General features: G+C 65.9%; 22 protein-coding genes. 17 read left to right on the top strand and 5 right to left on the bottom strand.

The window, feature by feature from the left end:
* Positions 1-117 precede the first annotated feature (117 nt).
* Positions 118-1,728 (bottom strand): phospholipase D-like domain-containing protein, encoded by a 1,611-nt coding sequence (locus tag B0I29_RS00540; RefSeq protein ID WP_111646800.1) that lies wholly within the window; start codon positions 1,726-1,728, stop codon positions 118-120.
* Between the two features lie 138 nt (positions 1,729-1,866).
* Here B0I29_RS00540 and B0I29_RS00535 point away from each other — a divergent pair, with 138 nt between their 5' ends.
* Positions 1,867-2,709 carry an FAD binding domain-containing protein gene (locus B0I29_RS00535; protein WP_111646799.1) on the top strand — a complete coding sequence of 281 codons (843 nt, stop codon included), beginning with the start codon at positions 1,867-1,869 and terminating at the stop codon, positions 2,707-2,709.
* A 10-nt stretch (positions 2,710-2,719) separates the two neighbouring features.
* A complete protein-coding gene (locus tag B0I29_RS00530) occupies positions 2,720-2,953 on the top strand; it encodes a (2Fe-2S)-binding protein (protein WP_146616677.1) in 234 nt (77 codons plus the stop codon).
* Here B0I29_RS00530 and B0I29_RS00525 read toward each other — a convergent pair.
* Positions 2,899-4,491 (bottom strand): DJ-1/PfpI family protein, encoded by a 1,593-nt coding sequence (locus tag B0I29_RS00525; protein WP_181557631.1) that lies wholly within the window; start codon positions 4,489-4,491, stop codon positions 2,899-2,901. The genes B0I29_RS00530 and B0I29_RS00525 overlap by 55 nt on opposite strands.
* A 106-nt stretch (positions 4,492-4,597) precedes the next feature.
* Between B0I29_RS00525 and B0I29_RS00520 the strand changes: the two genes are divergently transcribed.
* Together B0I29_RS00520 and B0I29_RS00515 are read left to right on the top strand one after the other, a co-directional pair.
* Complete coding sequence (locus B0I29_RS00520; RefSeq protein WP_111646796.1) at positions 4,598-5,662, top strand: sensor histidine kinase; 1,065 nt, start codon at positions 4,598-4,600, stop codon at positions 5,660-5,662.
* Positions 5,659-6,297, top strand: coding sequence for a response regulator (locus B0I29_RS00515; protein ID WP_111646795.1), 639 nt, complete (start codon positions 5,659-5,661; stop codon positions 6,295-6,297). Before B0I29_RS00520 ends, B0I29_RS00515 begins: the two co-directional genes overlap by 4 nt.
* A 331-nt stretch (positions 6,298-6,628) precedes the next feature.
* On the opposite strand, the gene B0I29_RS00510 is transcribed toward B0I29_RS00515, so the two are convergent.
* Positions 6,629-7,525: a hypothetical protein gene (locus tag B0I29_RS00510; protein ID WP_111646794.1), complete on the bottom strand. Its 897-nt coding sequence runs from the start codon at positions 7,523-7,525 to the stop codon at positions 6,629-6,631.
* Positions 7,526-7,996: 471 nt separating this feature from the next.
* On the opposite strand from B0I29_RS00510, the gene B0I29_RS45095 reads away from it, so the two are divergent.
* Both B0I29_RS45095 and B0I29_RS45090 read left to right on the top strand, forming a co-directional pair.
* Entirely contained in the window at positions 7,997-8,656 is a 660-nt protein-coding gene (locus B0I29_RS45095) for a DUF5343 domain-containing protein (protein WP_146616676.1), read from the top strand.
* A 91-nt stretch (positions 8,657-8,747) separates the two neighbouring features.
* Positions 8,748-9,176, top strand: a complete 429-nt coding sequence (locus B0I29_RS45090) for a hypothetical protein (protein WP_146616675.1) — start codon at positions 8,748-8,750, stop codon at positions 9,174-9,176.
* Positions 9,177-9,190: 14 nt separating this feature from the next.
* Here the strand turns inward: B0I29_RS45090 and B0I29_RS45085 are convergent, their stop codons facing one another.
* On the bottom strand, positions 9,191-11,320 hold the full coding sequence (locus B0I29_RS45085) for a tetratricopeptide repeat protein (RefSeq protein WP_146616674.1): 2,130 nt from the start codon (positions 11,318-11,320) through the stop codon (positions 9,191-9,193).
* A gap of 186 nt (positions 11,321-11,506) precedes the next feature.
* Between B0I29_RS45085 and B0I29_RS00495 the strand changes: the two genes are divergently transcribed.
* From B0I29_RS00495 to B0I29_RS00445, 11 genes are all read left to right on the top strand, one after another.
* Complete coding sequence (locus B0I29_RS00495; protein ID WP_181557630.1) at positions 11,507-12,040, top strand: MFS transporter; 534 nt, start codon at positions 11,507-11,509, stop codon at positions 12,038-12,040.
* Positions 12,041-12,328: 288 nt separating this feature from the next.
* The gene (locus B0I29_RS00490) at positions 12,329-12,880 is read left to right on the top strand and encodes an LURP-one-related/scramblase family protein (protein ID WP_111647299.1); all 552 of its coding nucleotides are present in this window, start codon (positions 12,329-12,331) and stop codon (positions 12,878-12,880) included.
* 113 nt (positions 12,881-12,993) lie between these two features.
* Positions 12,994-15,315 (top strand): arylsulfatase, encoded by a 2,322-nt coding sequence (locus tag B0I29_RS00485; protein ID WP_220091245.1) that lies wholly within the window; start codon positions 12,994-12,996, stop codon positions 15,313-15,315.
* A 32-nt stretch (positions 15,316-15,347) separates the two neighbouring features.
* Positions 15,348-16,073 (top strand): AI-2E family transporter, encoded by a 726-nt coding sequence (locus tag B0I29_RS00480; protein WP_111646789.1) that lies wholly within the window; start codon positions 15,348-15,350, stop codon positions 16,071-16,073.
* Complete coding sequence (locus B0I29_RS47355; RefSeq protein WP_281270862.1) at positions 16,070-16,411, top strand: AI-2E family transporter; 342 nt, start codon at positions 16,070-16,072, stop codon at positions 16,409-16,411. The genes B0I29_RS00480 and B0I29_RS47355 overlap by 4 nt, the downstream gene beginning before the upstream one ends.
* Positions 16,412-16,474: 63 nt before the next feature.
* The gene (locus B0I29_RS00470; RefSeq protein WP_220091244.1) at positions 16,475-18,160 is read left to right on the top strand and encodes a SulP family inorganic anion transporter; all 1,686 of its coding nucleotides are present in this window, start codon (positions 16,475-16,477) and stop codon (positions 18,158-18,160) included.
* 99 nt (positions 18,161-18,259) lie between these two features.
* Positions 18,260-19,189 carry an HAD family hydrolase gene (locus tag B0I29_RS00465; protein WP_111646787.1) on the top strand — a complete coding sequence of 310 codons (930 nt, stop codon included), beginning with the start codon at positions 18,260-18,262 and terminating at the stop codon, positions 19,187-19,189.
* A 71-nt stretch (positions 19,190-19,260) separates the two neighbouring features.
* Entirely contained in the window at positions 19,261-20,775 is a 1,515-nt protein-coding gene (locus B0I29_RS00460) for an arylsulfatase (protein WP_245972085.1), read from the top strand.
* A 72-nt stretch (positions 20,776-20,847) separates the two neighbouring features.
* Positions 20,848-21,783 carry a formylglycine-generating enzyme family protein gene (locus B0I29_RS00455; protein ID WP_111647296.1) on the top strand — a complete coding sequence of 312 codons (936 nt, stop codon included), beginning with the start codon at positions 20,848-20,850 and terminating at the stop codon, positions 21,781-21,783.
* Positions 21,784-21,870: 87 nt separating this feature from the next.
* Positions 21,871-22,419: a hypothetical protein gene (locus tag B0I29_RS00450; RefSeq protein WP_111646786.1), complete on the top strand. Its 549-nt coding sequence runs from the start codon at positions 21,871-21,873 to the stop codon at positions 22,417-22,419.
* 127 nt (positions 22,420-22,546) lie between these two features.
* Entirely contained in the window at positions 22,547-22,771 is a 225-nt protein-coding gene (locus B0I29_RS00445; protein WP_146616673.1) for a hypothetical protein, read from the top strand.
* A 24-nt stretch (positions 22,772-22,795) separates the two neighbouring features.
* Here B0I29_RS00445 and B0I29_RS00440 read toward each other — a convergent pair whose 3' ends face one another.
* The gene (locus B0I29_RS00440; protein WP_181557629.1) at positions 22,796-24,523 is read right to left on the bottom strand and encodes a SulP family inorganic anion transporter; all 1,728 of its coding nucleotides are present in this window, start codon (positions 24,521-24,523) and stop codon (positions 22,796-22,798) included.
* Positions 24,524-24,742: the final 219 nt, after the last annotated feature.

The raw sequence follows: 24,742 nt of genomic DNA, 5'->3' as shown, positions 1-24,742 counted from the left end.
GCCGTCGGAGGCGTCGCTGCCTCTCTGCGGCTGATCAGTTGGCACAATCGCGCCGAGGGGTACCGCTTCGACAAGCCCATCCGGTGATCGTCGTACCCCGGCGCCCTCAACCGGATCTCAGCGACGCCACCGTTCCCGGCGCAGCACGGCGGGGGAGTAGCGGGCCGGGGTCAGCGCCCACTCGGCCGGGACGAAACCGGCCGGCAGCCCGGCCTGGCGCCAGGTCTGCGGCGGATGACCGGCCGGCAGCCACTCGCGTCGCCAGATGCCCAGGGCGGTGTCCAGGTCGGTCAGCGCCGGGAGGAGCTGGGAGTCCAGCGGCGTGCGCAGGTGTTCGGCCCACAGCCGGACGCGCAGGTCGCGGACCAGGTCGCCGGTGGTGACCAGGGTGGACGTGATCTCGCTGTCGGTGCCGACCATCGAGCGGCTGAAGAAGTTCGCCGATCCGATGCTGGCGAACACGTCGTCGACCAGCATCAGCTTCGTGTGCACGGTCAGGTTGTCGATCCGGTACATCACCACGTTGCGGCGGTCGGCGACCGGCAGCCGGTCCAGCACCCGGCGGCGCAGGTCGTGCGTGATCACCGGGCGTACCGTGCTGTCACCGCCGTCGGCCGGGTCCTTGCGGCCGGAACCGATCAGAATGACCTTGACACCGCGACGGGCCGCGGACCGCAGGGCGCCGTACAACTGGAAGCGGGGATCGCCGCCGGGCGCCTCGTGAAAGTACTGATCCTCCAGGTAGATGTACCGCTCGGCCGCGCCGATCGCGGTGGACATCGCCTGATAGATCTCCTGGATGCCGGCCCGGACCACGTTCGCCCGGCGCATCCGCCGCCAGCCGCGGTGCCGGTACAGACTCCATGGCCGGTAGGAGCGCACCACCTGCACCGCGGTCCCCTCCGCCGGGTGCTCCGGCTGCGCGGGCACTGGCGGCAGGTCACCCGCCGTGTCCTCCGGGTTGAGCACGGTCCGCTCCCCGGAGGACAGGTGGAAGTACTCCGGCGGCAGGTTCTTCGCGATGAACCGCGGCGGCAGGGCGGCGGTGTTCTGCCAGCGGAACTGGAAGGTCTCCCGTACCCGGACCGCGGCCGGTCCGTGCAGGCGCGCGGCCGCGTCGTGCCAGCCCCACCGGTGTTCGCCGAGCCGCAGGCGCCGATGCGGCGAATGGTCGAACCGCGACGGCGAAAGATCAAGACCGCCGACGTACGCGGTGAGCACGCCACCGTGACTGAACACCACCAGCTTCTGATGGTTGGATCCCAGCGCCGGGCCGGACCAGTCCAGCAGCACCCGGTTCTCCAGCGTGGGACCGGTTTCGCGGGTGGACGGCTTCCACGCCCGGATCACCCGCGCGGCGAGGGTGTTGGCCAGGAACGGCCCGATCGGCAGCCACGGACCGCCGCCGGGGTACTCGGCCGCGCTGAGCACGATCCGTACGTCGGTGCCGTCCGCGGCCTTCTCGGCGAGCACGTCGGTGAACGGCCGATAACCGGCCTCACCGGCGACGCGACCGGTCAGATCGAGGTGCGGGTCCACCTGGTAGCCGGCGATGTAGACGCCGTCGCCGGGCCCGAGCGCCTCCAGGTGCGCGGCGAGCTCGGTGAAGTAGGTGACCCCGTCGATGATCGGCTCGAACCGCGAGTTCTCGGCGAACGTCGGGCACGCCTCAGTGGCCGGCGGCAGATAACGAGCGATCAGATCGGTCAACGAAGGCACGTGCGACATGCCCGTGATTACACCCGACTCCGCCGCCGTCCGGTAGCGATCGCCGACAGCCGCACAGTAATCCGATCGGGTGGATCCATGTTGAAAGTTCCGGGCCGGGGTAGACGGGCGCACCGACCTAAGACCTGGGGAGTTCTGATGCAGCATGCGGCCTTCGAATATCTTGCCGCCCGGGACGTCGGCGAGGTGCTGGAAGCCCTCACTCACGGGGACGCCTCGGTCCTCGCCGGCGGGCAGAGCCTGGTCCTCGATCTGAGGAATAAGGCAGCCTGCCCGCGCCGTGTCGTCGACATCAACCGGGTCGCCGGTCTCGACACCCTGATCGAGAAGGACGGGTACCTGCGGGTGGGTCCGCTCGTCCGGCATCGGACGTTCGAGTCCGAGGCGGTCGGCGGCGCGCTCGGCAGCCTGCTGCGGGTCGTCGTGCGGCACATCGGACACCCACCCATCCGGGCCCGGGGAACGATGCTGGGCAGCCTCGCCTACGCACACCCGGCCGCGGAATGGCCGGTCGTGGCGGTCACCCTCGGTGCGCGGATGATCCTGACCGGGCCGCACGGATGCCGGACGGTGCCGGCTCAGGAGTTCTTCACCGGGCCGTACAGCACGGTCCGCCAGCTCGACGAATTGCTCACCGAGGTGCGCCTCCCGCTTCTTCCCGACAGCACGGGTACGGGATATGCCGAGGACCGCCGCACCACCATCTATCCTCAGGCGGCCGCGATGGCAGCTATCACCGTGACCGACGGGCTGATCAGTGCGGCGGCGATCGGCCTGGTGAACGCCGGCCCCTGCCCGGTCCGGGCCAGGGCCGCGGAGAACACGCTGCTCGGCGGCCCGTACTCGGACGCGGCGATCATCGCGGCGGCGGAGGCGGCCGCGGACGTCGACGCCAACTTCGGCACGCCGGCCGCCGCGGACAGGCGCGCCGTCAGGGTGCTGACCCGCCGGGCACTCAGCCAGGCCCGAGAGGGGATGTGACCGAGTGCGCGTGACAGTGACCATCGACGGAGACCACCGGGAGTTCGACATCGATCCGCGGCTCACCCTCGCCGACCTGGTACGCGGCGGCGCCGCATGCCCGGACGGAACCTGCGGCGCCTGCACGGTGCTGCTCGACGGCGACGAGATCCGCTCCTGCCTGATCCTGGGCGTGCAGTGCCACGGTGCTCACGTGCGTGTGGTTCCTGACGACGTGCCCTGCCGGGAGACCTCCTCGACGTAACGGTTCGTACCGAAGTCCGGCTCCGCGGACGGCGGCACGGCGCCGCCACGCCGTGACCGGAAGGCCCAGGCCGGCGCCGCCGCGTAGTGCTCCCACCGCACGAGTATGAGCGCGACCATCGCGACCAGCATCAGCACGTGACCGGTCGCCGACAGGGCAGCGCCGCCGATCCACGGCGACAGCAGCACGAACAGGCCCAGCAGCGTCATCCCGGCGACCATGGCGACGAGCATCTCGGCGAGGTGCCGCAGCCAGTTCCGCAGCCGGGGCAACCGGGCCAGAGCGGCCCGGGCCATGGCGTACAGGATGCCGCCGGCTGCCATCGCCAGCACCATCAGCAGGAGGGGAGACCACGGAACCGCAGGACCGGTCACGTCGTCGGCCCGATACTCGAGGGTCTTGGCCACCCACCGGGCGGTCGGCGCATCGGTCGTGGCGGCCAGATCGCGCAGCGTGCCGTCGAACGGGAACCCGGCGCGGCTGTGGACGTACACCGGCTTCCACGCCACATCCACCGCATGGGTACGCGCGGCGTCCTGGCCGGGAACCAGCAGCCGGTCGTAGCCACCGGTGACCGCGGTCCGCGGAACGAACGTCAGTCCGTGCCGGGACCGGATCGGCTGCCCGTCGGCGGTGACGGAGGTGAGGCGTGCGACGTACGAAAGCTGGGTGTAGGTGCGGAAGACCGACGCCAGCTCGATCTCGCCGACGCCCGGCGTCAGCAGCACCCCGGCCCGCACCGGGTCACGGAAACCCACATTGAGCAGCGCGATCGCGTCTGCCGGTACGGGATGAGCGGCGTCGATCGATGTGGGGCCTCCCGGGTGGTAGCCGGGCCACCGCACCGCCGCCGCGGCCTGCCGGGCGGCGTCGACGCCGTGGTCGCGCTCGATGATGCGCAGCGCACCGTCCACTCCGGACAGCACGGCGGCGGTCGTGATGATGCGGCCGTCGTCCACGTACCGGACGCCGCGCGTCCACCGCACGTCCGGGTACTGCCGTTCGAGACCGTAGAGGGCGAGCCAGCTGCTCGTCGCGGGCCGGTCGGCGAGCAGGCCGGTACGGGCCAGCAGTGCGGTGCCGGCGCAGACACCCAGGATCCGGGCGCCGCCGGCGTGGCGTTGCCGCAGCCAGTCCACTGCCGGCCGCAACCGCGGGGAACCGGCCTCCTGCACCTCCGGCACCACGATCCAGTCGACGTCGCCGACATCGGCGAACGTATGGTCGGGCACCAGGTCGAGGCCGCCGGTCAACGGGACCGGGTCACGGCTCTCGGCGACGGTCACGACCCGGTAGCGGCCGGACACCGCGAGGGTCTCGAACGGGGCGAGCACGTCGGCCGCGTTGGCGCCGGCCGGTCCGAGCAGCACCGCGACGGTCGGTCGTGGATCGGTGACCGCGGCGCCCGGCGGTGCCAGCGGAAACGGGTGAGGCGCCGGGTAAACGGCGTCGACCGCGTCGGCCGCGTGGACCACGCCCACGGCGGTGGCAGTGGCCAGACCGGCGAACAGGACAGCGAGAGTACGGCGGATGCGCATGCCGCCGATGGTGTCCGCCTGCCGGGTCACGGCGCCCGTGCCTAACGTCACGGCCGAGGTCATGTCCTGATTGACTTCGGCGGACGGGCACCTGCACGCTGCAGACGTGGAACGCGTCCTGTGGATTCTGTCGGTCGGCGCGTACGCCGTGCTGGTCCTGGAAGCCGTCGCCGGTGCGAACCCGTGGCCGGCGATCGCGAGCGGCGCCGCGTTCACCGCATTGCTCATCGCCGGGTCGTGGCTGCTGCCGGGGCGGGCATGGGGCTGGTGGGCCGGGTACGTGCTGGTGCAGATCGGGCTCGGACTCGTCATGTTCGGCGCAGCCCACGCCGCGTGGGGCGGCACCCTGCTGCTCATCGTGCTGGTCGTCCAGGCCGCGCAGCTCCTGCCGCTGCGCGTCGCCGTCGTCGTGACGCTCGTGGTCCCGTTCGGGCACGTCGGCATGGACCTCGGCGAGGGCCTGCGCGAAGGTGCCGGCATGCTGGTGGCCGCGCTCATGGCGCTGGTGGTGACCCGGCTCCTGCGCCGCGAACGGCAGACCCGTCTCGCACTGGTCCTGGCGAACGAACAACTGGCGCAGCTGGCCACGACCCAGGAACGCAACCGTGTGGCCCGCGACATCCACGACGGACTCGGGCACTATCTGACGACCGTACAGATGCAGATCCGGGCCGGCCGGGCACTGCTCGGCCGCGACCCGCAACGCGCCGACGCGGTCCTCGCTCAGGCGGAGGACCAGGCGAAAGAAGCCCTGTCGGAGGTACGGCGGTCGGTGTCAGCGTTGCGGGCGCCGCGGCTGCCGCTGCAGGACCGGGTGGAGCGCCTGGCCCGGGAGACGTCCCAGTCCGGCTTACCCACCACCAGCGAGGCGCGGGGCACGTCCCGGGCGCTGCCGCCAGAAGTGGAGGAGACCCTGTACCGGGCTGCGCAGGAGGGACTGACGAACGTCCGTCGGCACGCCCACGCTTCGCAGGCACATGTGCTGCTGGAGTACGACCCCGCCGAGGTCCGGGTCGTCGTCGGCGACGACGGATGCGGCGACGCCCCCGGTCCGTCCGGCGGGTTCGGGCTGACCGGCCTGCACGAACGGGTGGCAGGGCTGGGCGGCACGGTGCTGCTCGACTCGGTGCCCGGCAAGGGCTCAACGCTCACCGTGACGGCCCCCGCATGATCCGGGTGCTGCTCGCCGACGACCAGCGGCTGTTCCGCGAGGCTCTCGCGATGCTGCTGTCGGTCCAGGACGACATCCAGGTGGTCGGCGAGGCGGCCGACGGCGCGCAGGCCGTCGAGTTGGCCGGACGGGCATCACCGGACGTGGTGCTGATGGACCTGCGGATGCCGGTGATGGACGGCCCGACAGCGACCCGGCACATTCGCACGAACCACCCGCGGGTCCAGGTGATCGCCCTGACCACGTTCGACGACGACGCCGACGTGTTCTCCGCGATCCGGGCCGGAGCGATCGGCTACCTGCTCAAGGACGCCTCCTCGGAACGCCTGATGGAAGCCGTCCGCGCCGCCGTCCGCGGCGAATCAGTCCTCGAACCGGGAGTGGCCGCCAAACTGGTACTCCGGGTGGCGCAACTGCCGACACCGGCCCCCGACCCACTCATCGCACCGCTCTCCGGGCGCGAACTCGACGTCGTACGGTTGCTGGCAGGTGGGCGCAGCAACCGGGAGATCGCCGCAGCGCTGTTCCTGGCCGAGGGGACCGTGAAGAACCACGTGACAAGCGCCCTGTCCAAACTCGGCGCCCGCGACCGAACCCAGGCGGCGTTGCGCGCTCGCGAGCTGGGCCTGCTCTGACAGCGGTCACGCTCCGCTGCCGAGCGTCCCGAGCGACAACGACGCAAGGCGGAGCGACTGAGCCCGGATACAGAGATCGCCGAGGCTCAGCCCCGGCGATTCGTAGTCATATTGTTGGTGTCCGAGGGTCAACACTCAGGACAGGCACACGACGATCGCCGTTAAAGAGCTGTCACTTCTATAGGTCCGTATGAGCTTGGGCAGAGACGCAGGCCCGTTAGATCAAAGCTCGGGCAACGCAGCCTCAGCAGCCCTCTTCCCGGCTGTCGTCTACGTCCGCTCATTCTGCACCCTCCCTAAGCCAAAGTTAACGGAGAAGCCTTCATAATATTCAACGCTGCCCGGACCACGGTCTCGCGTACTTGGATCCAGTATGCGGGCGATTGAGCCATTCAGGCTCCTCGTTGTTTTGTCGTTCCCATCTGCGACCAGCCGCGTCGATGAAAGTGACACTGACTGAGTAGATGTCAGAATCAACGTCTACGTCCCACGCCGGGAGTTCTCCCATGCTGACCGAGATTGGGGAATCTCGATAGTTCTCCCGGAAGTCATACTGCTGACCAGGTCCTACGGCCGGAACCTTCAGTTCGAGCTGTACGTTTTCCTGTAGCAGGCCAACGGTGACGACGACCCGCCGAATAGGTTGAGCGCCGAAGTTGTGGAGAACGACGAGCATCTCCCCGAGCTGGCCCCTTCCCGTCATCCCGGGACCGACCCTCGTAACGATGACCGATCGGGCGTACTCAAGACGAGTCTCCTGCTGCTCGCTCTGCCAGCGCCGCCGGTCCTCGCTTAACTGAGCCTCGGCGGTGGTTGCCGCATCCCGTGCGTTCTCTATTTGCGCTTGCATGTGTCGTTGGGTCGCCGCGAACGACTTCTCGGCAGCCTCGCGGTCGGCTTCCCAGCGCTCCTTTGCAACACGTGCTGCCTCGGCAGCTGCGTGATTGTCGGCGAGCCGTTGCTCTTCGGCGGCTGCGAGTGCTTGCTGGCCTTGCCAGTACACCGCGCCAGCGGCGAGGGCGGCACCGATGCCGACCACGACACCAGCGATATTGCCGATCCCCTGCATCCAGTCAGTGACGCTAGGCGACTCGGCCGGCCCGGAGGGCTGGTACGCAAGGGAGATGGCGATGATGCCCAGGATAACGCCTGCAGCACCAGCGATCACGGCGATGATCAGGAGGACGGGATACTTCGGTTTCATCAGGAGAACACGGTAGGCGATCACGTGAAGCCGTTCTCAAACAGGCTAATGATTTCACTATCCAGCAGTTAGGCACACGAATAAACCCCTATGTCCGTAATCGCACTTTTCGGGCCGGCCGCGGCACGCGGGCGAGGGTTGTCCTCGGCAAAGATGCGTACGTCGAAACGCTGGAGTAACGCAGTTGATCGCAACCAACTAATCCAGCGCCCAGTTCTTCCACCTGGAGAAAACGCCAACGGAACTCCTAGCCACAGTTCCATTCGAACGCTCAAAAGCGACCTTCTGGTCAACGCCGAGCAAACAGCACAGACCTGAGGATGATCGTTTTCGCCAGCGGACAGGGTTCCGAGAGCTTGTTCCGCAGCAGGCCAAGGCGCGCTTCCGAAGTCACCCCTGAACGGCCAATATTCCCAAGAGGCGTCAAACATGGAACAACCGTGTCCATTCGGTTGTCCATTGTAGATTTCTGGCTTTCGCGCGTACCATGCGCCCATGGCCTCGATTCGATTCATCTATAACCACTCGCCGGGTAAACTTGAGGAGTTCATTACAAAGCTCCAGTCGGTCGGAACCCCCGACAAGATCACTACCGGCTACCCGAAGTCGATCGGCTTCGGGTCGTCACACGCGCGAAGCTTTCCTGCTGTTCTGAAATACGCGGGCCTGCTCGATTCATCCGGCCAACCAACCGAGGCCTATAAGAAGGGACTTCGCGCTGGCCCTGCCGGCCGAGCACTGGTCGCCAAGGCGCTTATGCTGTCCTACAAGCCCATATTCGACACTTACTCAGACGCCAACAGCCACTCCGACTCCGATTTAGTGACATTTGTCAAGAGTCATTCGGATCTGGACGAAGAGAAGGCGGCACTAGTAGTTCGAACGTTTAAAACGTTGTGCAAATTCGGCGACTTCAGCGGCGCCCAGCCTACAGTGAGCAATGACAGTGAAAGTAGCTCCAGGGATCCGGAAGACTCAGCCAGCGGAGAGAAACACCAGCGGCGCCAGTCCGAAAATAGTAACTCCAGCGGGGCGGTTGTTATCAACGTAAACATCGCTCTTTCCGTAGATGCAACAAGCGACGCCGCAGTCTACGACGCGTTCTTTGCAGCAATGGCGAAGCACCTTAAGGACCTGATGAATGGCGGCTCCTAGGACTCCGCGAGAAGTCGCGGATTGGGCGGCTGAAACGCAAGCCGAACTGAGTAAGCTTCTTGCAAGACACGAGACGTCGACGCATCGGGTCATGACCGTCACGGAGTCGTACAAGAAACTGACGCAGCTCAATCTTAAGCAAGATAAATTGCTTCGCGAAGCCCTACAATGCGCGGAGCATGGACTTTACCGGTCGGCGCACGTTACGGCGTTCGCCGCATTTATGGATTATATTCACGAGTGGATCGTGACCGATGCGACCCGCCTTGGATTAATCCAGAAAAGTTATCCGACGTGGAACGTGAACCAAGCCGCAGACCTACGTGAACAAAAGGACCACACACTGTTTGAGGTACTGAAAAGGCAAGGGTTGATCACGAACGCTACGATGAAGGCTTTACATGGCCTCCTAGCTAAGCGCAACGAGTGCGCACATCCTGCGGACTACGAGCCGGGCATCAACGATACCCTCGGATATCTCGATGAGATGATAAAACGTATTTCCGCACTGGGTGCATAGACTGCAATCAAGACTCAGCTCTGAGCAGCGTGCTTAAAAATTTCCAACATCTCCGCTAAGAGCGACAGGCAAAATTCGTGTCGATCACTATCGAAGTCTGAGCCATCCCCGCAGTCGCGAGAAACTTCGACAGCCTCCCTGGCGGCCCCAATTGCCTCATTCCCGCACCCGAGATCGCGAAAGACGATACTAAGTGAAATAAGTGATTGAGACGCTATCAGGGCGGCCGCACTATCATTCGATGAAATCAATTCCTTGGCAACCGTAGCCGCCTCGATGAGCGCCGGTCGCGCCTGCTCATTCTCGCCCAGCATCGCCAGCTGCTGACCGAGTTCCGATAGGGTGATGGCGAGAAGCCTATTGTCGGGACGTGCCGCCAGTTGATTGAGTTTTCTCTGCACCGTCAATTGCTCCCGCAGAACTTTCACCATATCTCTTGCACGGTTACTTTCATCTAGTGCGTTGGAGAGAGTGAATAGGCACCTTCCTAGTTCATCGAGGAATCGAAGAGGAATGTGCTTGGCAAGATGCCGATAAAGCTCTGCTGACTCCGCTAAGATGACCACCGCCCGTTCGCTGTCTCCCAGTCGAGCCACGCTGACCCCGTGGTTGTAGAGGATGTAGGCTAAATCTGAGCGGTGGTTTTTAGGATCATCCACATAAAGTGGACGTAGCGCATCAACTACGCCTTGGTCGATCTTGTCGGCCTCCTCAAAACGGCCCAACTCATGCAGCGTTTGAGCAATACGGGCCCGACTACGAAGCAGAACATTTACAAATACTTCCGGATCATCATCCGCCAACTCCTGAAAAAGGATAGCCGCTTCCTCGGCGTCGGCGAGTGCCGCATGAAGGTTTCCGGCTCCGGCGAGCGCATTGCAACGATTAGATAGACTCCGCGCCAATATCTCTTTATAGTCCAGAATCAAGTCGCCCATATCGGATTCGCTCTGGACTTGAAGCAAATCCACAGCCTCATTCATGATTTCTAGTGCATCCGCCTCGGATCCTCTGGCTGCGACCGCTTGAGCATAGCGGTTAAGTAAGTCGGCGAGTTCGACTAGCTCCTCAAGGCTGCCCGCATCTGCGTCCTCGCGCAGTCGTTGGACTAGTCCACCATAAATTTCTGCCGCCTCGTGATACTCTCCGCAATCAGTGAAGCTATCGCCGAGTAGTCGCAGCTTAGAGCGGTTAACCGATGCATCCGCAGTGCTGGGAAATTCTCTAACAACGCGCTGTATTAGCTGATGCCGAGCATGAGTGGACTCTACTAAAATATTTCCCCGGAAGGCAATGATCGCCGCTGTTGGAAACGACAAATGATTGGTTACGGCTAGAAGAACCTCCGAAGACTGCTCAGCTAGTTCGGGTCGGACCCTGACAACTCTCTCCAAAAGATCGCGTACAGATGGGTGTCGGGCGGCGTTTGCTAGAACGATCATTGCCTGGCGCAAAGAGTCCGTGCTGGGTGCAGGAGGCGCTGCAATCAAAAGCTTGGCCAGATCATCTAGCACAACGCGGGATCGACTGAGATGCCAGCCGATGAAGTCCTCAGCGAACCGATCGGGACGCAACGGTGAAAGGTGCTGCTCGCTAGGATATAGATAATGATGATCTCGCAGTAGCCGATCAGCTTCCGCCGTTCCGTCGGCGATGCCGGCGGCAAGGATCAATTCGCGAGCAGTTTCACGGGTATGCATGGGGCCAAAGAGTGTTGCCAACATAACGAGCGTCCTGACTGTTCCGACGTCAGATAAACTATTCCAGCGACGCTGCTCATGAAGTAAAAGGTAACGAGAAATATCGATCGGCTGCTCCGCGTTCTCGCTGGATGATAAGACTGCTGCAAGGGCAGCCATGTGAAGTGTCAGCGGCGACGAGTACATCTGGTCCGCGATATTCGCTGGCAAAGGCCGCTCATCTGCAGGAAACCCGAGCGCAACCGAAAAGGCCGAGGCGGCCTCAATGAAGGACGCTTCTCGTGATTCATTCGAGAAGCCTGTTAGCGAGATCGGCGACATGTAGTCCATTCCCAAACCGTCTAGATCGGCCTCCAATTGATCCCAAAAATGCATCTCTGAGCGGGTTAGCATCAGGACGCGGGTGATCCTGCCCTGCATTTCCGAGTGGATTGAAACCATCATTTCTAGCAGATCTGCGTAGCGCCATCGCTCCCTCAGTGCCGCGCCGCTGGGGCTGGTCGCTCGGCACATCCGGCGCCGGCTGGCGGAGAGCCAGCGATTCGAGGCGATGAAAGAGCCGGTTCGCCCCCGCCTGCGCGGCGACGTTCTGCGCGGGCGCGGGGCGCTGGTGCCCGGGGTGTCGCGCTGGTGGCTCTTCTGTCGATCGCGTTCAATCTCTGCTTCGTCTATCTTCCCAGCCACTTGTCCACGACCGGCTCGATTCCACTGGCCCGTGCCCTGAGCGGGGCCGTCCTCGGCCTCCTGACCATCGCGGTGACCGCGCCTCTCCTGGGCCGGCTCAGCGACCGCGCTGGACGGCGCCGTCTTCTGATCGTCGGCACGATGGCGGTCGGCATCTTCGCCATCCCTGGGTTCACACTCGCCGCTAGCTCGCCCGGCGGCTTGCTGGTGTTCAACGTCGTCTTCGGTGGGGTGCTTGGCCTGCTGGTGGTGACCGTGTTCGTCGCCGAACTCTTCCCCACCGCGGTTCGGGCCACCGGAGTCGCCGTTACCTACGGCGTCGCCACGGCCGTCTTCGGTGGCATGGCGCCGTTGATCGCCGTTCTCATGGCGAACGCGGGAGCCGCCAATGCCGTACCGATCTACCTCGTCGCGGCGGCGGTGGCGGGCACGATCGCCGCACTCACCGCACCCGAGACAGCCTTCGATGACCTGCGCTGACCAGCCGCATCGGGCCTCAGCGGGCGCGTGTGACAGGTCCACGATGCTGGTGCCGAGCATCAGTTGTGGTCGGCTGCCAGGTCTGGAATCGCCAGCCAGCGACGGCGATTTCTCGCCGCGGCCACCGCTTGGAGACGGCGTTCGAGCAGCTCAGCTAGGCGGGGCCAGGTTTGGTTCGTTCATCCGTCAGGGGTGGTCTCGCGTCGCGGCACGAGGACGAGCATGGGTGGCCCAGCGGCTCTCGTACGAATGAACCTCGCTTCACCTGACGCGAACGGAGAGGGCGACATGGCATTCGGAGACCGGCGGGCCAGGCGGCATGAGGAGCACGAGACGTTCGGGCATGGCGGCACCGCGCGCCGCTTCCAGTTGCGGGAAAAGATGATCTCGATCGGCGATGATTTCTGGATCGAGGACGAGAGCGGTGAGCGGGTCTTCCGGGTGGACGGGAAAGCGCTGCGGCTGCGTAAGACGTTCCACCTGGAGGACATGCAGGGCCGCCACCTGTGCACCATCCAGAAGCGGATCATGCACATCCGCGACACCATGGCGATCGAAGGCCCGGACGGCGACCGGATGGCGCTGGTGCACAAGGCACTGATCTCGCCGCTGCGCGAGCGATGGAAGATCGACGTCGAGGGCGGCCCGGACCTGGAGGCGCAGGGCAACATCGTGGACCACGAGTACGAGATCGAGGCCGACGATCGCAAAGTCGCGCAGGTCTCCAAGCGGTGGTTCCGGCTGCGCGACACCTACGGCATCGAGATGGCCCCGGATCAAAACCCGGCGATGCTGCTCGCCGTCGCGGTAGCCATCGACGAGATGACGCACGACGACTGAGCACGGAGTTCTTGGAGGCTTCATTCGCACTGGATGAGGTGGTCGTCCGGCGCGCTGCCGATGCTGCGTGAAGGCATGCGGACGCGGCCGTGGAACGAGAGTGCAGGTGGGCGATGACAGGGAAACCAGTCACTACCGGGTCCGGGACGGTTCTGCCGTTTCCGCCGGAACCGTCGGGCAGCGTCGCCGGCCGAACCATGCAGGAGTCGGTCTATGACCCGCGGCCGCGCCAGCGCCGGCTTCCGGAGGACGTGCCGAACATCCTCGTGGTCCTGATCGACGATGCCGGTCCGGGCCTGCCCACCACCTTCGGCGGGGAGGTCACGACCGGCACGCTGAGCCGGCTGCGTCAGGACGGAATCTCCTACAACCGCTTCCACACGACGGCCATGTGTTCGCCGACGCGGGCGTCGCTGCTCACCGGCCGGAACCATCACCGGGTCGGCAACGGGCAGATCGCAGAGCTCGCCAACGACTGGGACGGCTACTCCGGGCACATCCCGAAAAGCAGTGCCACCGGGGCCGAGGTCCTCAAAGACTACGGGTACAGCACCGCCGCATTCGGTAAGTGGCACAACACCCCGGCCGAGGAGACCACGGCGGCCGGGCCGTTCGAGAACTGGCCGACCGGTGTCGGATTCGAATACTTCTACGGCTTCCTGGCCGGCGAGGCTTCGCAGTACGAGCCGAACCTGGTGCGTAACACGACCGTGGTCGCGCCTCCGAAGACGCCGGAGCAGGGTTATCACCTGAGTGAGGATCTGGCCGACGACGCGATCGGCTGGCTGCACCGGCACAAGGCATTCGAGCCGGACAAGCCGTTCTTCATGTACTGGGCGACCGGTTGTCTGCACGGCCCGCACCACATCATGAAGGAGTGGGCGGACAAGTACGCCGGAAAGTTCGACGACGGCTGGGACGCGTACCGCGAGCGGGTGTTCCACCGGGCGAAGGAACAGGGATGGATCCCGCCGGAGACGCAGCTGACCCCCCGCCCGGAGACCCTACCGGCGTGGGACGACGTTCCGGACGACCAGAAACCGTTCCAGCGACGGCTGATGGAGGTGGCGGCCGGTTTCGCGGAACACGCCGATGTTCAGGCGGGCCGGTTGGTCGACGAGATCGAGCGGCTCGGCTACGGCGACAACACGCTGATCTTCTACATCTGGGGTGACAACGGTTCGTCCGGTGAGGGACAGAACGGCACCATCAGCGAACTGCTGTCCCAGAACGGAATTCCGTCCACGATCCCGATGCACCTGCAGGCGCTGGAGGAACTCGGCGGCCTGGACGTGCTCGGCTCACCCAGGACTGACAACCAGTACCACGCGGCCTGGGCATGGGCGGGCAGCACACCGTACAAAGGTATGAAGCTGCTCGCGTCGCATCTCGGCGGGACCCGTAACCCGATGGTCGTGCGCTGGCCGGGGAAGATCGCTGCGGATCCGGTTCCGCGCAGCCAGTTCCACCACTGCAACGACCTGGTACCCACCCTTTACGAGATCCTCGGGATCAGCGCGCCCAGTGTGGTCAACGGCGTCGCACAGGACCCGATCGACGGGGTCAGCTTCGCCTACAGCTTCGACGACCGGGAAGCCGCGGGCCGCCTGCGCACCCAGTACTTCGAGATCATGGGAAGCCGGTCGATCTACCACGACGGCTGGCTCGCCTGCGCGATCGGCCCGCGCCTGCCCTGGGCTCCGCCCGATCCGCGTATCCGGGACTGGACGCCGGACGACGACGTCTGGGAGCTATACCACCTGGACGAGGACTGGTCGCAGGCCAATGACCTCGCTGCCGCGATGCCGGAGAAGGTGGCCCAGATGAAGGAGATCTTCATCATCGAGGCCGCCCGCAACAAGGCGCTGCCGATCGGCGGCGGCCTGTGGGTCATCAACCTGCACCCGGAGCTGCGGATCACGCCGCCGTACACGGAGTGGAACTTCACCGGCGACATCGTCCGGATGCCCGAGTTCAATGCGCCCGCGCTGGGGAACCGGAACAACGTCGTCACGATCGACGCCGACGTTCCGGAGAACGCCAGCGGTGTGCTGTACGCGCTCGGCGGTGCCGGCGGCGGCCTGACCTGCTTCGTCGATGACGGCTTCCTCTGTTACGAGTACAACCTGTTCATCGTCCAGCGCACCAGGATCCGCTCCGACACCCGGTTGCCGAGCGGCCGAACGACTATTCAGATCGAGACGACGTACGCCGAGGCGAAGCCGGCAGGCCCGCTCGCCATCACCCTGAAGGTCAACGGCGCGGTCACGGCCAAAGGCGTCGTTCCGGTCAGTGCGCCCTTGCTCTTCAGCGCCAACGACTGCCTCGACATCGGCACCTGTCTGGGCAGCCCCGTTTCAGCGGACTACTACGACCGGGCACCGTTCCCCTTCGTCGGCACCATCGATCATGTGCACGTGAAGTACACGTCCTGACGAGAGCCGCGGCCGGGCCGGACGGAGACAACATGAGAACACCGGAGCTGACCAGCGCGGACCGGCTCCGGTCGGCGGGAAGTGCCGCTTGGTCGCTGGTCGGGATCACGTTGTTGGCCCTGGCGGTGGCTCTTGTGTTGGCACTGCTCCGCCCGCTCGTGCTGGCACTCGTGATCGCCCTCTTCCTGGCTGTCGTGTTCGTCCCGCTGGTCGACGCGATGACGCGCCGCGGCCTGCCCCGTCCGCTAGGTGCAGTGGCGGCGACACTTATTGTCGTCGCGCTGGGCGCAGCAACGGTCCTTCTCGTCGTCGGGGGATTGGTCAGCCAGCAGCCGGAGATCAGTCAGCACGTCGACGACGCCGTCATGCGGCTGCAAAGCGTGCTCAGCTCGGCCGGGTTCGGCGCGACCACGGCCGACACCGCAGCGAAGTCGGTGGGTGGCGCGATTCCCACCCTGCTGGCCGGCCTGGTTCCCGCGCTTGGCAGCCTGTTCGGTGCCGTGGCGAATACTGCGATCGGGGTTCTCGTCGCACTTCTCACCTGCTTCTTTCTGCTCAAGGACGGCCGGGCCATCGCCGCGCGGGTAGGAGCCCGGCTGCCCGTGTCGGGTGAACAGGGCAGTGCGCTGCTCGATCAGGCGGCCGGCACGATCCGGCGCTACTTCTTGGGCCTGACGTTGCTCGGCGTCTTCAACGCCGCCGTGGTCCCGTCGGTGCTCTCGTCCTGGACGTTCCGCTGGTCGCGACTATCGCGGTGATCACGCTGCTGGGAAGCTACGTGCCGTACTTCGGCGCTCTGTTCACCGGCACGTTCGCGGTGCTGATCGCACTCGGCTCGGGTGGGACGGCCACGGCGTTGTGGATGCTTCTCATCGTCTTCCTCGCCAACGGCCTGCTGCAGAACCTGATCAGCCCGTTCGCGTTCGGAGCGGCCCTCGGCGTCAGTCCTCTGGCGCTCCTGCTGGCCGCGCTGGTAGGAGGAGCTCTGGCCGGCGTCGTCGGTGTGGTGCTCTCCGCCCCGGTGACGGCCATCGCGGTGCACAGCACCCGGCTGTTGACACGCCACGGCGCTAAGGAGCGCACCTCGGCCTCATGACGGGCGCGGCGCTCATCTTCGGGGGGTGATGCCGTCTGGCATCGTCGTTCCGAGACTGATCCGGTGGTGATCGCTGGTAAGACGAGACGACGGCTGCGACAGCTGGCGCCCGACCGTAAAACCCTCCGCAAGGATCTCATCGCCGGTCTGCCCGGGGCGATCAGCAGCGTGCCCGACGGCATGGCGGCGAGCGTGCTTGCCGGGGTGAATCCGGTGCACGGCCTGTACGCCAGCATCGTCGGCCCGATCGGTGGCGGCCTGACCGCCAGCACCCGCCTGATGGTCATCACGACGACGAGCGCGGCGGCCCTCGCCGCCGGGTCCGCGGTCGCTGCTGTTCCGGCTGACGAGCGGCCTCGCGCGCTGTTCCTGCTGACCATGATGGCGGGGGCGCTGATGGTCCTCGCCGGCGTCGCGAAGCTGGGCCGATACACGAGGTTCGTGCCGCATTCCGTGATGATCGGATTCCTGTCCGGGGTGGCCGCCAACATCGTCTTCGGCCAGCTTCCCGATCTGACGGGCGCTGAGGCCGAAGGCCCGTTCGCCCTCGCCAAAGCCTGGGATTTGATCCTGCATCCCGGCCGGATCCAGCCCGGTGCGGCCTTGGCCGGTATGTCCGCTCTGGTTCTGCTCGTGGTTCTGGGGCGGACCAGGCTAGCCGTGTACTCGACGCTGATCGCGATGCTGGTTCCCACGGTGGCGGCCGCCGTCCTGGGGGCCGAGGACATCCCCCGGGTCAGCGATGCCGGTGAGATTCCGAGTGGTCTGCCGATGCCGGCGCTGCCGCACCTCGCGGATTTCAGTCTCAGTCTGCTCGCCGGCGCGTTCGCAGTCACCGCTCTCGTCCTGGTTCAGGGTGCCGGGGTGAGCGAGGCGGCGCCGAACCCGGACAAGACCCGCTCGGACCCGAACCGGGATTTTCTGGCTCAGGGCGTGGGGAACCTGCTCGCCGGCTTGTTCCGGGGACAGCCGGTTGGCGGCTCGGTCGGGCAGACGGCGTTGAACGTTTCGGCCGGCGCGGCCGGCCGATGGGCGTCGATCTTCTCCGGCCTGTGGATGGCACTGTTGCTTCTGCTCTTCTCCGGGCTGGTCGGCACCGTCGTGATGGCCACGCTGGCCGCTGTGCTGATCTTCGCCGCGGTCGGGTCGTTCCGGGTCGGCGATGTGCGGGCGATTCTGCGGACCGGGCGCATCTCGCAGATCGCGGTGATCGCGACGTTCGTGGCGACTCTGTTCCTTCCGGTGGCCGCGGCTGTCGGCATCGGTCTGGTCCTGTCCCTGCTGATGCAGCTGAACCAGGAAGCGCTCGATCTGCGAGTAGTGGAGCTGACCCCGCGTGACGACGACAGCTTCGTCGAGCGGCCGGCACGGGCCCGGCTCGAGTCGCGGCAGGTAGTGCTGCTGGACGTCTACGGAAGCCTGTTCTACGCCGGGGCTCGCACTCTTCAGGCCCGGCTGCCCGAGACGGCGCAGGCGCGCAGCCCGGTGGTGGTGTTACGTCTTCGCGGGCGGGTCATGCTGGGCGCCACCGCGTTCGCGGTCCTCGCCGACTACGCCGAGCGCCTGGACGCGGCTGGCGGACGGTTGTATCTCAGTGGTGTCGACCCCGCGGTGGTGGAACAGATCCGGCGCAACCGCACGGTCGAGCGGGTTACCGGCGTGCGGGTGTACGAAGCAGACGAGGTCGTCGGCGAGTCGAGCCTCGCGGCCTATCGCGCCGCCACTCGATGGCTCGCGACGCGCGACTGAGGCCATCCCGATCATTCGCCGTGGGTGAGGCAGCGATCCGGCGACTCCGCGACGGTTGAACTCCACGAGCTGGAGGTCTTTCGATGACGGCGACCGGACATGGCTGAGGACGTGCTGCCGACCTGGCGGCACGGTCCCACCAGGCAATCGATCATCGACTTCGTCCGGCGTACATGTGGTGCGGACGGCTCGGCTGCGGTTCCGGTCGAGGAGCGAGTCGCGGTCTTCGACAACGACGGCACCCTCTGGTGCGAGAAGCCGATGCCGATCCAGGTCGACTTCATTCTCCGCCGCCTGGCCGAGATGCTGGCCGCGCAGCCCCAGCTCAGTGAGCGGCAGCCGTGGAAGGCGGTCGCCGAACGGGACTTCGCCTGGTTCAGCCGTGTCATGGCGGAGCATTACGCCGGTGACGACACCAATGTCCGGACGTTGGGCGCGGGCGTCCTGGCCGCCTACGCCGGCATCAGTGTCGAAGACTTCGAGCAGCTTTCCGATGATTTCCTGCGCAGTGCGCGCCATCCCACCCTCGGCCGCGGCTATCTGCAGTGCGCGTATGCGCCGATGATCGATCTGCTCGACTACCTGGCCGCCCATGGTTTCACGAGCTACATCGCATCCGGTGGCGGCCGCGACTTCATGCGGCCGATCAGCCAGGATGTGTACGGCATCCCCCGCGAGCGGGTCATCGGAAGCAGCAGCACCTTCGCCTACACGAGCGATGGAAAACGTGGCAGCATCACCCATCAGCCCGAGGCGGACTATCTCGACGACGGTCCCGAGAAACCGATCCGTATCTGGAATCGGACAGGCCGCCGTCCGCTGCTGGCGGCCGGGAATTCCAACGGTGACGTGCCGATGCTCGAATTCACCCAGCACCGCGACAAGCCGACCCTTCGGCTGCTGGTGCTGCACGACGACGCCGAACGAGAATTCGACTACATCACCGGCGCGGAACAGGCACTCAAGCGGGCCGAGACCGATGGGTGGACCGTGGTCAGCGTCAAGAACGACTGGATGACGGTCTTCTGATCGGCTGGGCGACCCTCTCCTCATCCGGCGGAGATGAGGCGTGCGTCCACGACGTGGGCGACGGTGAAACGATGATGCCAACTGCCAAACCGAACGTCCTGCTGATCATGGCCGATGACATCGGCTGGTTCGACGTCAGCGCCTATCACCGCGGGATCATGGGCGGGCGGACCCCGAACATCGACCGGATCGCGGCCGAGGGGGTTCTGTTCACCGACGCTTACGCTCAGGCCAGCTGCACGGCCGGGCGGGCCGCGTTCATCACCGGCCAGATCCCGATGCGGACCGGGTTGACCACGGTGGGCATGCCGGGTGCCCCGCAGGGTCTGCAGGCGGAAGACCCCACGCTGGCCGATCTGATCAAGCCGGAAGGCTATCTGACGGCGCAGATCGGCAAGAACCATCTGGGTGATCGCAATGAGTTCCTGCCGACCGTCCACGGATTCGACGAGTTCTACGGAAACCTGTACCACCTGAACGCCGAGGAGGAACCCGAGCAGCCCGACTATCCCAACGACAATCCGTTGGTCAAACGGCTGTTCTCCCCGCGCGGGGTACTGGATTGCAAAGCCTCCGACGTGGACGACCCAGCTGAGGACGACCGTTTCGGACGGGTCGGCAAGCAGACCATCACCGACACCGGCCCGCTGACCCGGGAACGCATGACGACGATCGAGAACGATCTGCTGGAGCGGTCCCTCGGCTTCATCGACCGCGCCCATGAGCAGGGCAAGCCGTTCCTGCTCTGGCACAACAGCACCCGCATGCACGTCTGGACCCGCCTGTCGGAGAGATGGAAGGACAAGACCGGTCTCGGTGTGTACGCCGATGGCATGCAGGAACTGGACTGGGTGGTCGGCCAGCTGCTCCAGAAGCTTGACGACCTCGGCATCGCCGACAACACCATCGTCGTGTTCGCCACCGACAACGGTGCCGAGAAGTTCACCTGGCCCGACGGCGGAACGTCACCCTTCCGCGGCGAGAAGGGGCTCGGCTGGGAAGGCGGCTTCCGGGCACCGGTGCTGATTCGCTGGCCGGACCGGATCGCGCCCGGCCAGGTACTCAACGGCATCGTCTCGCTGGAGGACATCGTCCCGACGATGATGGCGGCGGCGGGCGTCCCGGACATCAAGGAACGCCTGCTTGCCGGCCACAAAGCCGGCGAGAAGCTGTTCCGCGTCCACCTCGACGGCTACAACCTGCTGCCGTACCTGACCGGCGAGACCGGCGAGTCACCGCGACACGAGTTCTTCTACTACGGCGAACACGACCTGTTCGCGCTGCGGTACAACAACTGGAAGGTGCACTTCCAGGTCAAGGACGACTGGTTCGCCGGTGCACTGCTACGTCCCACGATTCCCCGGCCGGTGAACCTGCGGGTGGATCCGTTCGAGCAGCACATGGACGCACCGTCCTACCCGATCTACGCGGGCGAAAAACTGTGGACAGTGCTGCCCGCCGCGGCCATCATTCAGCAGCACGCCGCGACCTTCACCGACTTCCCGCCCCGTCAGGCGCCGGCCGATTTCAACCCACAGGGACTCGTCGACGCGGCGCTGCACGCTGCCGCTCAGCGCCACGACTGACGGGGAGGCCACGTGACTGTCATCGAGACCATCGGCGTCGCGGAGCCGGCCGGGAACCCGCCGGCTCCGGGCATGATCTGGATTCCTGGTGGGACGTTCCAGATGGGCTCCGACGGGCACTACCCGGAGGAGGCACCGGTTCACACAGTCAGCGTCGATGGTTTCTGGATCGACCGGACCACGGTGACCAACCGTCAGTTCGGACGCTTCGTGGCCAAGACCGGTTACGTGACCGAGGCCGAACGCAGCCCTGACCCCGCTGACTACCCCGGTGCCCGGCCGGAGCTGCTCGTGCCCGCGTCGACCGTCTTCGTCGCACCGGCACACCGCGTCGACATGAGTAACCCCTACAACTGGTGGACATATGTGCCCGGCGCCGACTGGCGCCATCCCCAGGGGCCAGGAAGCTCGATCAAAAAGAGGCCGGACCACCCGGTCGTACACGTCACCTGGGCCGATGTTCAGGCGTACGCCCGGTGGGCAGGCAAGCAGTTGCCGTCCGAGGCCGAGTGGGAGTTCGCCGCGCGTGGCGGGCTGGACGGCGCTCCCTACGCCTGGGGCGACACGTTCAACCCGGACGGCCGGTGGATGGCCAACACCTGGCAGGGCGAGTTCCCTTACCTGAACACCATGGACGACGGTCATCGGGGCACCGCGCCGGTCGGCTCCTTCCCTCCCAACGGTTACGGCCTGCTCGACATGATCGGCAACGTGTGGGAATGGACAGACGACTGGTACCAGGCCCATCGCGTGCCGAGCCACGCCTGTTGCGCGGTGGACAACCCCCGCGGCGGTGACCGTGCGGCAAGCCACGATCCGTCGACGCCGGGAGTCTCCATCGCCCGCAAGGTGATGAAAGGTGGCTCCCACCTGTGCTCGCCGAACTACTGCCGCCGCTACCGCCCGGCCGCCCGCATGCCCCAACCGGTCGACACCGCCACCTCCCACCTCGGTTTTCGCTGCATCGTTCGGAGTCCGGACACGCCCGACGTCATTCGTCATGGGTGAGGCGGCCTGGGCCCACCCAGGCGACGCTGCTCAGGTATCGATACGGCCGGGCCACCAATCCGGCCGGCCGACAGAAGGGCGACAGACATGGCGATCGGGCCTGTGCAGCTCATCGTGCTGGGGTTCCAGCACCCGGACTTCCACGGCGAGATCATCGCGGAACTCGAGCGACTGCGAACCTCGAACACGGTACGCGTGATCGACTCCCTCGTCGTGTACAAGGACAAGGAGGGCGAGCTGGAGGTCGAACACCTCAGCAACCTGTCCCAGGACGAGGCGATCGAACTCGGCAGCAAGGTCGGCGCCCTGATCGGTCTCGGCATCGAGGGCGAGGAAGGCCTCGCCAAGGGCGCCGCCCTGGGCGCGGAGGCGGCCGCCGACGGCATCCACGCGTTCTCCGACCAGGACGCCTGGGACGTCATCGAAGACATCCCGAACGACACCGCCGCCGCACTGATCCTGCTGGAACATCACTGGGCCGTGCCGCTACGCGACGCCGTCATCCGAGCCGGCGGCTTCCGGCTCAGCGACGGCTTCATCAGCCCACTCGACCTCGTCGCACTTGGCCTGGTCTCGGCAGAAGAAGCTGAGCATTTGCACAACCTGGAGACCGCCGCAGCCGCGAAAGCGAATTGACACCCGCACCCGACAGTTGGAGGAGAGACATGTTCGCAGCTCGCAGAGTCGCTCGGCGTACCTCACGACGCACGGCCCGGCGCGTCAGCCGGCGTCGGCGCTAACCACAGACGGCGTCACCCCGCTCATGAAGCGGGGTGACGCCGTCAGGAACGACTCCGGCCTGTACGCGCGCCTGCTCAGGCTGCCCGTGGAGCGGATGCTGCCGGTCGTCGCGCTGATCGCGCTCGATGAACTCCACGGGGATGCCGAGCGCGCCGCGGCGATCACGACCGGCTCGCTCCCCGCGCCGGAGGACCCGCAGCTTTCGGTCGGGGGCTTGCCGCACCCGCACCCGGGCGTCGTGGGCTGAGACCTACGGCGCCCGGAACGCTCCTCACTCTGGACGCCCACCGTTCTTCGAACCGTTGGAGCCTGCATCGCTCGCCCACGCGAGGGCGGCGGCGATGTTCGGAAAGACCCGTTCGTCGCTGAGCGTCGTCAAAAGACCGGCCTCGCGGGCGAGAGCCAAGGTGGGGTGATGAACGTGGGCCAAGGCGAGCTGGACGTGCTCACGATCGAGCGCCGCGCTCACCTTGTCGAGGCTCTCAGCACTGGTGATGTCGATCTCGTCGGTGGCATCGAGGTCGAGGATCACTACGCGCGTCGCTGCACCGGAGCTGTGCGCGGCCGCTTCCACTCCGTCCGCCACGGATTGGGCGTTCGCGTAGAACAGCGCCGCGTCCGGACGCATCACGAGGACTCCGGGGACGGTGACTCCGGCCGGATCTCGCTGGATGTCGACGTAGGCGCCCGGGTCGTGCGGGTCGGCGCCGAGGACCGACAGTCTCGGCTTGCTGGCCCGATACACCAGCAGCAACAGTGACGTGCCGACGCCGAGGATCAGGCCGGGCAGGACGTCGAGGACGATGACGCCGGCGAGGGTGAGCATGCCGATCCAGAATTCGCGAGGGACCAGCCGGTAGTAGCGACGCATCTCACCGACCTTCATCAGATGCGAGACCGCGTGGATGATCAGCGCGCCGAGGACGGCCTCGGGAAGATTCTTGAACACCGGGGTCAACGCGATGACGGTCACCAGGCTGAGCACGGACGCGACGAGCGGTGACATCTGCGATCGTGCGCCGGCGCCCTCGTTGACCGCACTCTGCGACAGGCTTCCCCCCGCTGCCAGACCGCCGAGGAACCCGGAGCCCAGGTTGGCGGTGCCGAGGGCGATCATCTCCTGGTTCGGGTCGATGCGATAGCGGTACTTCTCCGCGAACGTCTGGGCCGCGCCGAGCGACTCGGAGAACATCACGAGGACCATGCCGAGCGCGCTGGGGACCAGCACCCAGAGGTCACCGGCGTGCAGGTCGGGGAATCCGATCGACGGTAGTCCGGTGGGGATCGCGCCGATCGTGGCGACCCCATGGCCGGCGAGGCCGAAAACGCTGCTGATCACGATGCCGAGCACGAGGGCGACGATGCCGCCCGGCACCCGGGGTGCGAACCGCTCCAGGCCGAACAGCAGCACCAGCGCGCCGGCCCCGACCGCGAGCGTGACCATGCTGGTCGATCCGAGACTGGTCACGAGGTGGCCGAACTGTTCGACGGTGTCGCCGTGGCCTTTCTCGATCCCGAAGATCTTCGGGAGCTGGCTCACGGTCACGAAGATCGCGAGCCCGAACACGAATCCGGCCATCACCGGACGGGACAGGAACTGGGTGATAAAGCCGAGCCGCAGCAATCCGGCGAGGATGAACAAAATCCCGGCGAGGAGGATGACGCCGCCCGCCAGCGCCGCGTACCTGGCGGTGTCGTCCGGGTTCAGCGCGGTCACCGCGGAGAACACGAGCACCGCCGAGGCCGACGTGCCCGCGACCACGAGGTGCCGGCTGGTGCCGAAGACCGCGTACAGGGCCAGCGATGCCAGAAGGGTGTAAAGACCGGCTTGCGGCGGGAGGCCCGCGAGGCTCGCATAGGCGATCATCTCCGGGATCAGCAGGCCCCAGATGGTGAAGCCCGCGATCACGTCGCGGGCCAGCCACGCCTTCTTGTACCGGGGAAGCCACGACACGATCGGAATGAACCTCCGGCTCGCCTCGCCGATGCCTCTACTCACGCTGGCCTCCACCCGTCGCGTCAGCTCGTATGGTCGGCCGCGGAGCACCGGGGTCACATCACCCAGGAGGAATGAGAGCCACGCGTGGCGCCGTGTTGCCGAGGCGCTCATGTCTTCGCTGAACGCCACTTCGCGCGGGCTTAAAGGGGCATAGCCTACCCGTATCTCAACAGGGCAAACGCCTCCAGCTTCACAGAAGGGTCATCCTTGTATGAAGCT

This window comes from Actinoplanes lutulentus, assembly GCF_003259845.1.
Lineage (GTDB): Bacteria > Actinomycetota > Actinomycetes > Mycobacteriales > Micromonosporaceae > Actinoplanes > Actinoplanes lutulentus.
Note: the sequence above shows the minus strand (reverse complement) of the source record. Positions and strands in the feature narration are given on the sequence as shown.

Excerpts from the sequence above, each read along its gene's own strand:
- B0I29_RS00540 (WP_111646800.1), bottom strand. The coding sequence starts at position 1,728 with ATGTCGCACGTGCCTTCGTTGACCGATCTGATCGCTCGTTATCTGCCG.
- B0I29_RS00535 (WP_111646799.1), top strand. The coding sequence starts at position 1,867 with ATGCAGCATGCGGCCTTCGAATATCTTGCCGCCCGGGACGTCGGCGAG.
- B0I29_RS00525 (WP_181557631.1), bottom strand. The coding sequence starts at position 4,491 with ATGCGCATCCGCCGTACTCTCGCTGTCCTGTTCGCCGGTCTGGCCACT.
- B0I29_RS00515 (WP_111646795.1), top strand. The coding sequence starts at position 5,659 with ATGATCCGGGTGCTGCTCGCCGACGACCAGCGGCTGTTCCGCGAGGCT.
- B0I29_RS45095 (WP_146616676.1), top strand. The coding sequence starts at position 7,997 with ATGGCCTCGATTCGATTCATCTATAACCACTCGCCGGGTAAACTTGAG.
- B0I29_RS45090 (WP_146616675.1), top strand. The coding sequence starts at position 8,748 with ATGACCGTCACGGAGTCGTACAAGAAACTGACGCAGCTCAATCTTAAG.
- B0I29_RS45085 (WP_146616674.1), bottom strand. The coding sequence starts at position 11,320 with ATGATGGTTTCAATCCACTCGGAAATGCAGGGCAGGATCACCCGCGTC.
- B0I29_RS00490 (WP_111647299.1), top strand. The coding sequence starts at position 12,329 with ATGGCATTCGGAGACCGGCGGGCCAGGCGGCATGAGGAGCACGAGACG.
- B0I29_RS00485 (WP_220091245.1), top strand. The coding sequence starts at position 12,994 with ATGACAGGGAAACCAGTCACTACCGGGTCCGGGACGGTTCTGCCGTTT.
- B0I29_RS00480 (WP_111646789.1), top strand. The coding sequence starts at position 15,348 with ATGAGAACACCGGAGCTGACCAGCGCGGACCGGCTCCGGTCGGCGGGA.
- B0I29_RS00465 (WP_111646787.1), top strand. The coding sequence starts at position 18,260 with ATGGCTGAGGACGTGCTGCCGACCTGGCGGCACGGTCCCACCAGGCAA.
- B0I29_RS00460 (WP_245972085.1), top strand. The coding sequence starts at position 19,261 with ATGATGCCAACTGCCAAACCGAACGTCCTGCTGATCATGGCCGATGAC.
- B0I29_RS00455 (WP_111647296.1), top strand. The coding sequence starts at position 20,848 with ATGATCTGGATTCCTGGTGGGACGTTCCAGATGGGCTCCGACGGGCAC.
- B0I29_RS00450 (WP_111646786.1), top strand. The coding sequence starts at position 21,871 with ATGGCGATCGGGCCTGTGCAGCTCATCGTGCTGGGGTTCCAGCACCCG.
- B0I29_RS00445 (WP_146616673.1), top strand. The coding sequence starts at position 22,547 with ATGAAGCGGGGTGACGCCGTCAGGAACGACTCCGGCCTGTACGCGCGC.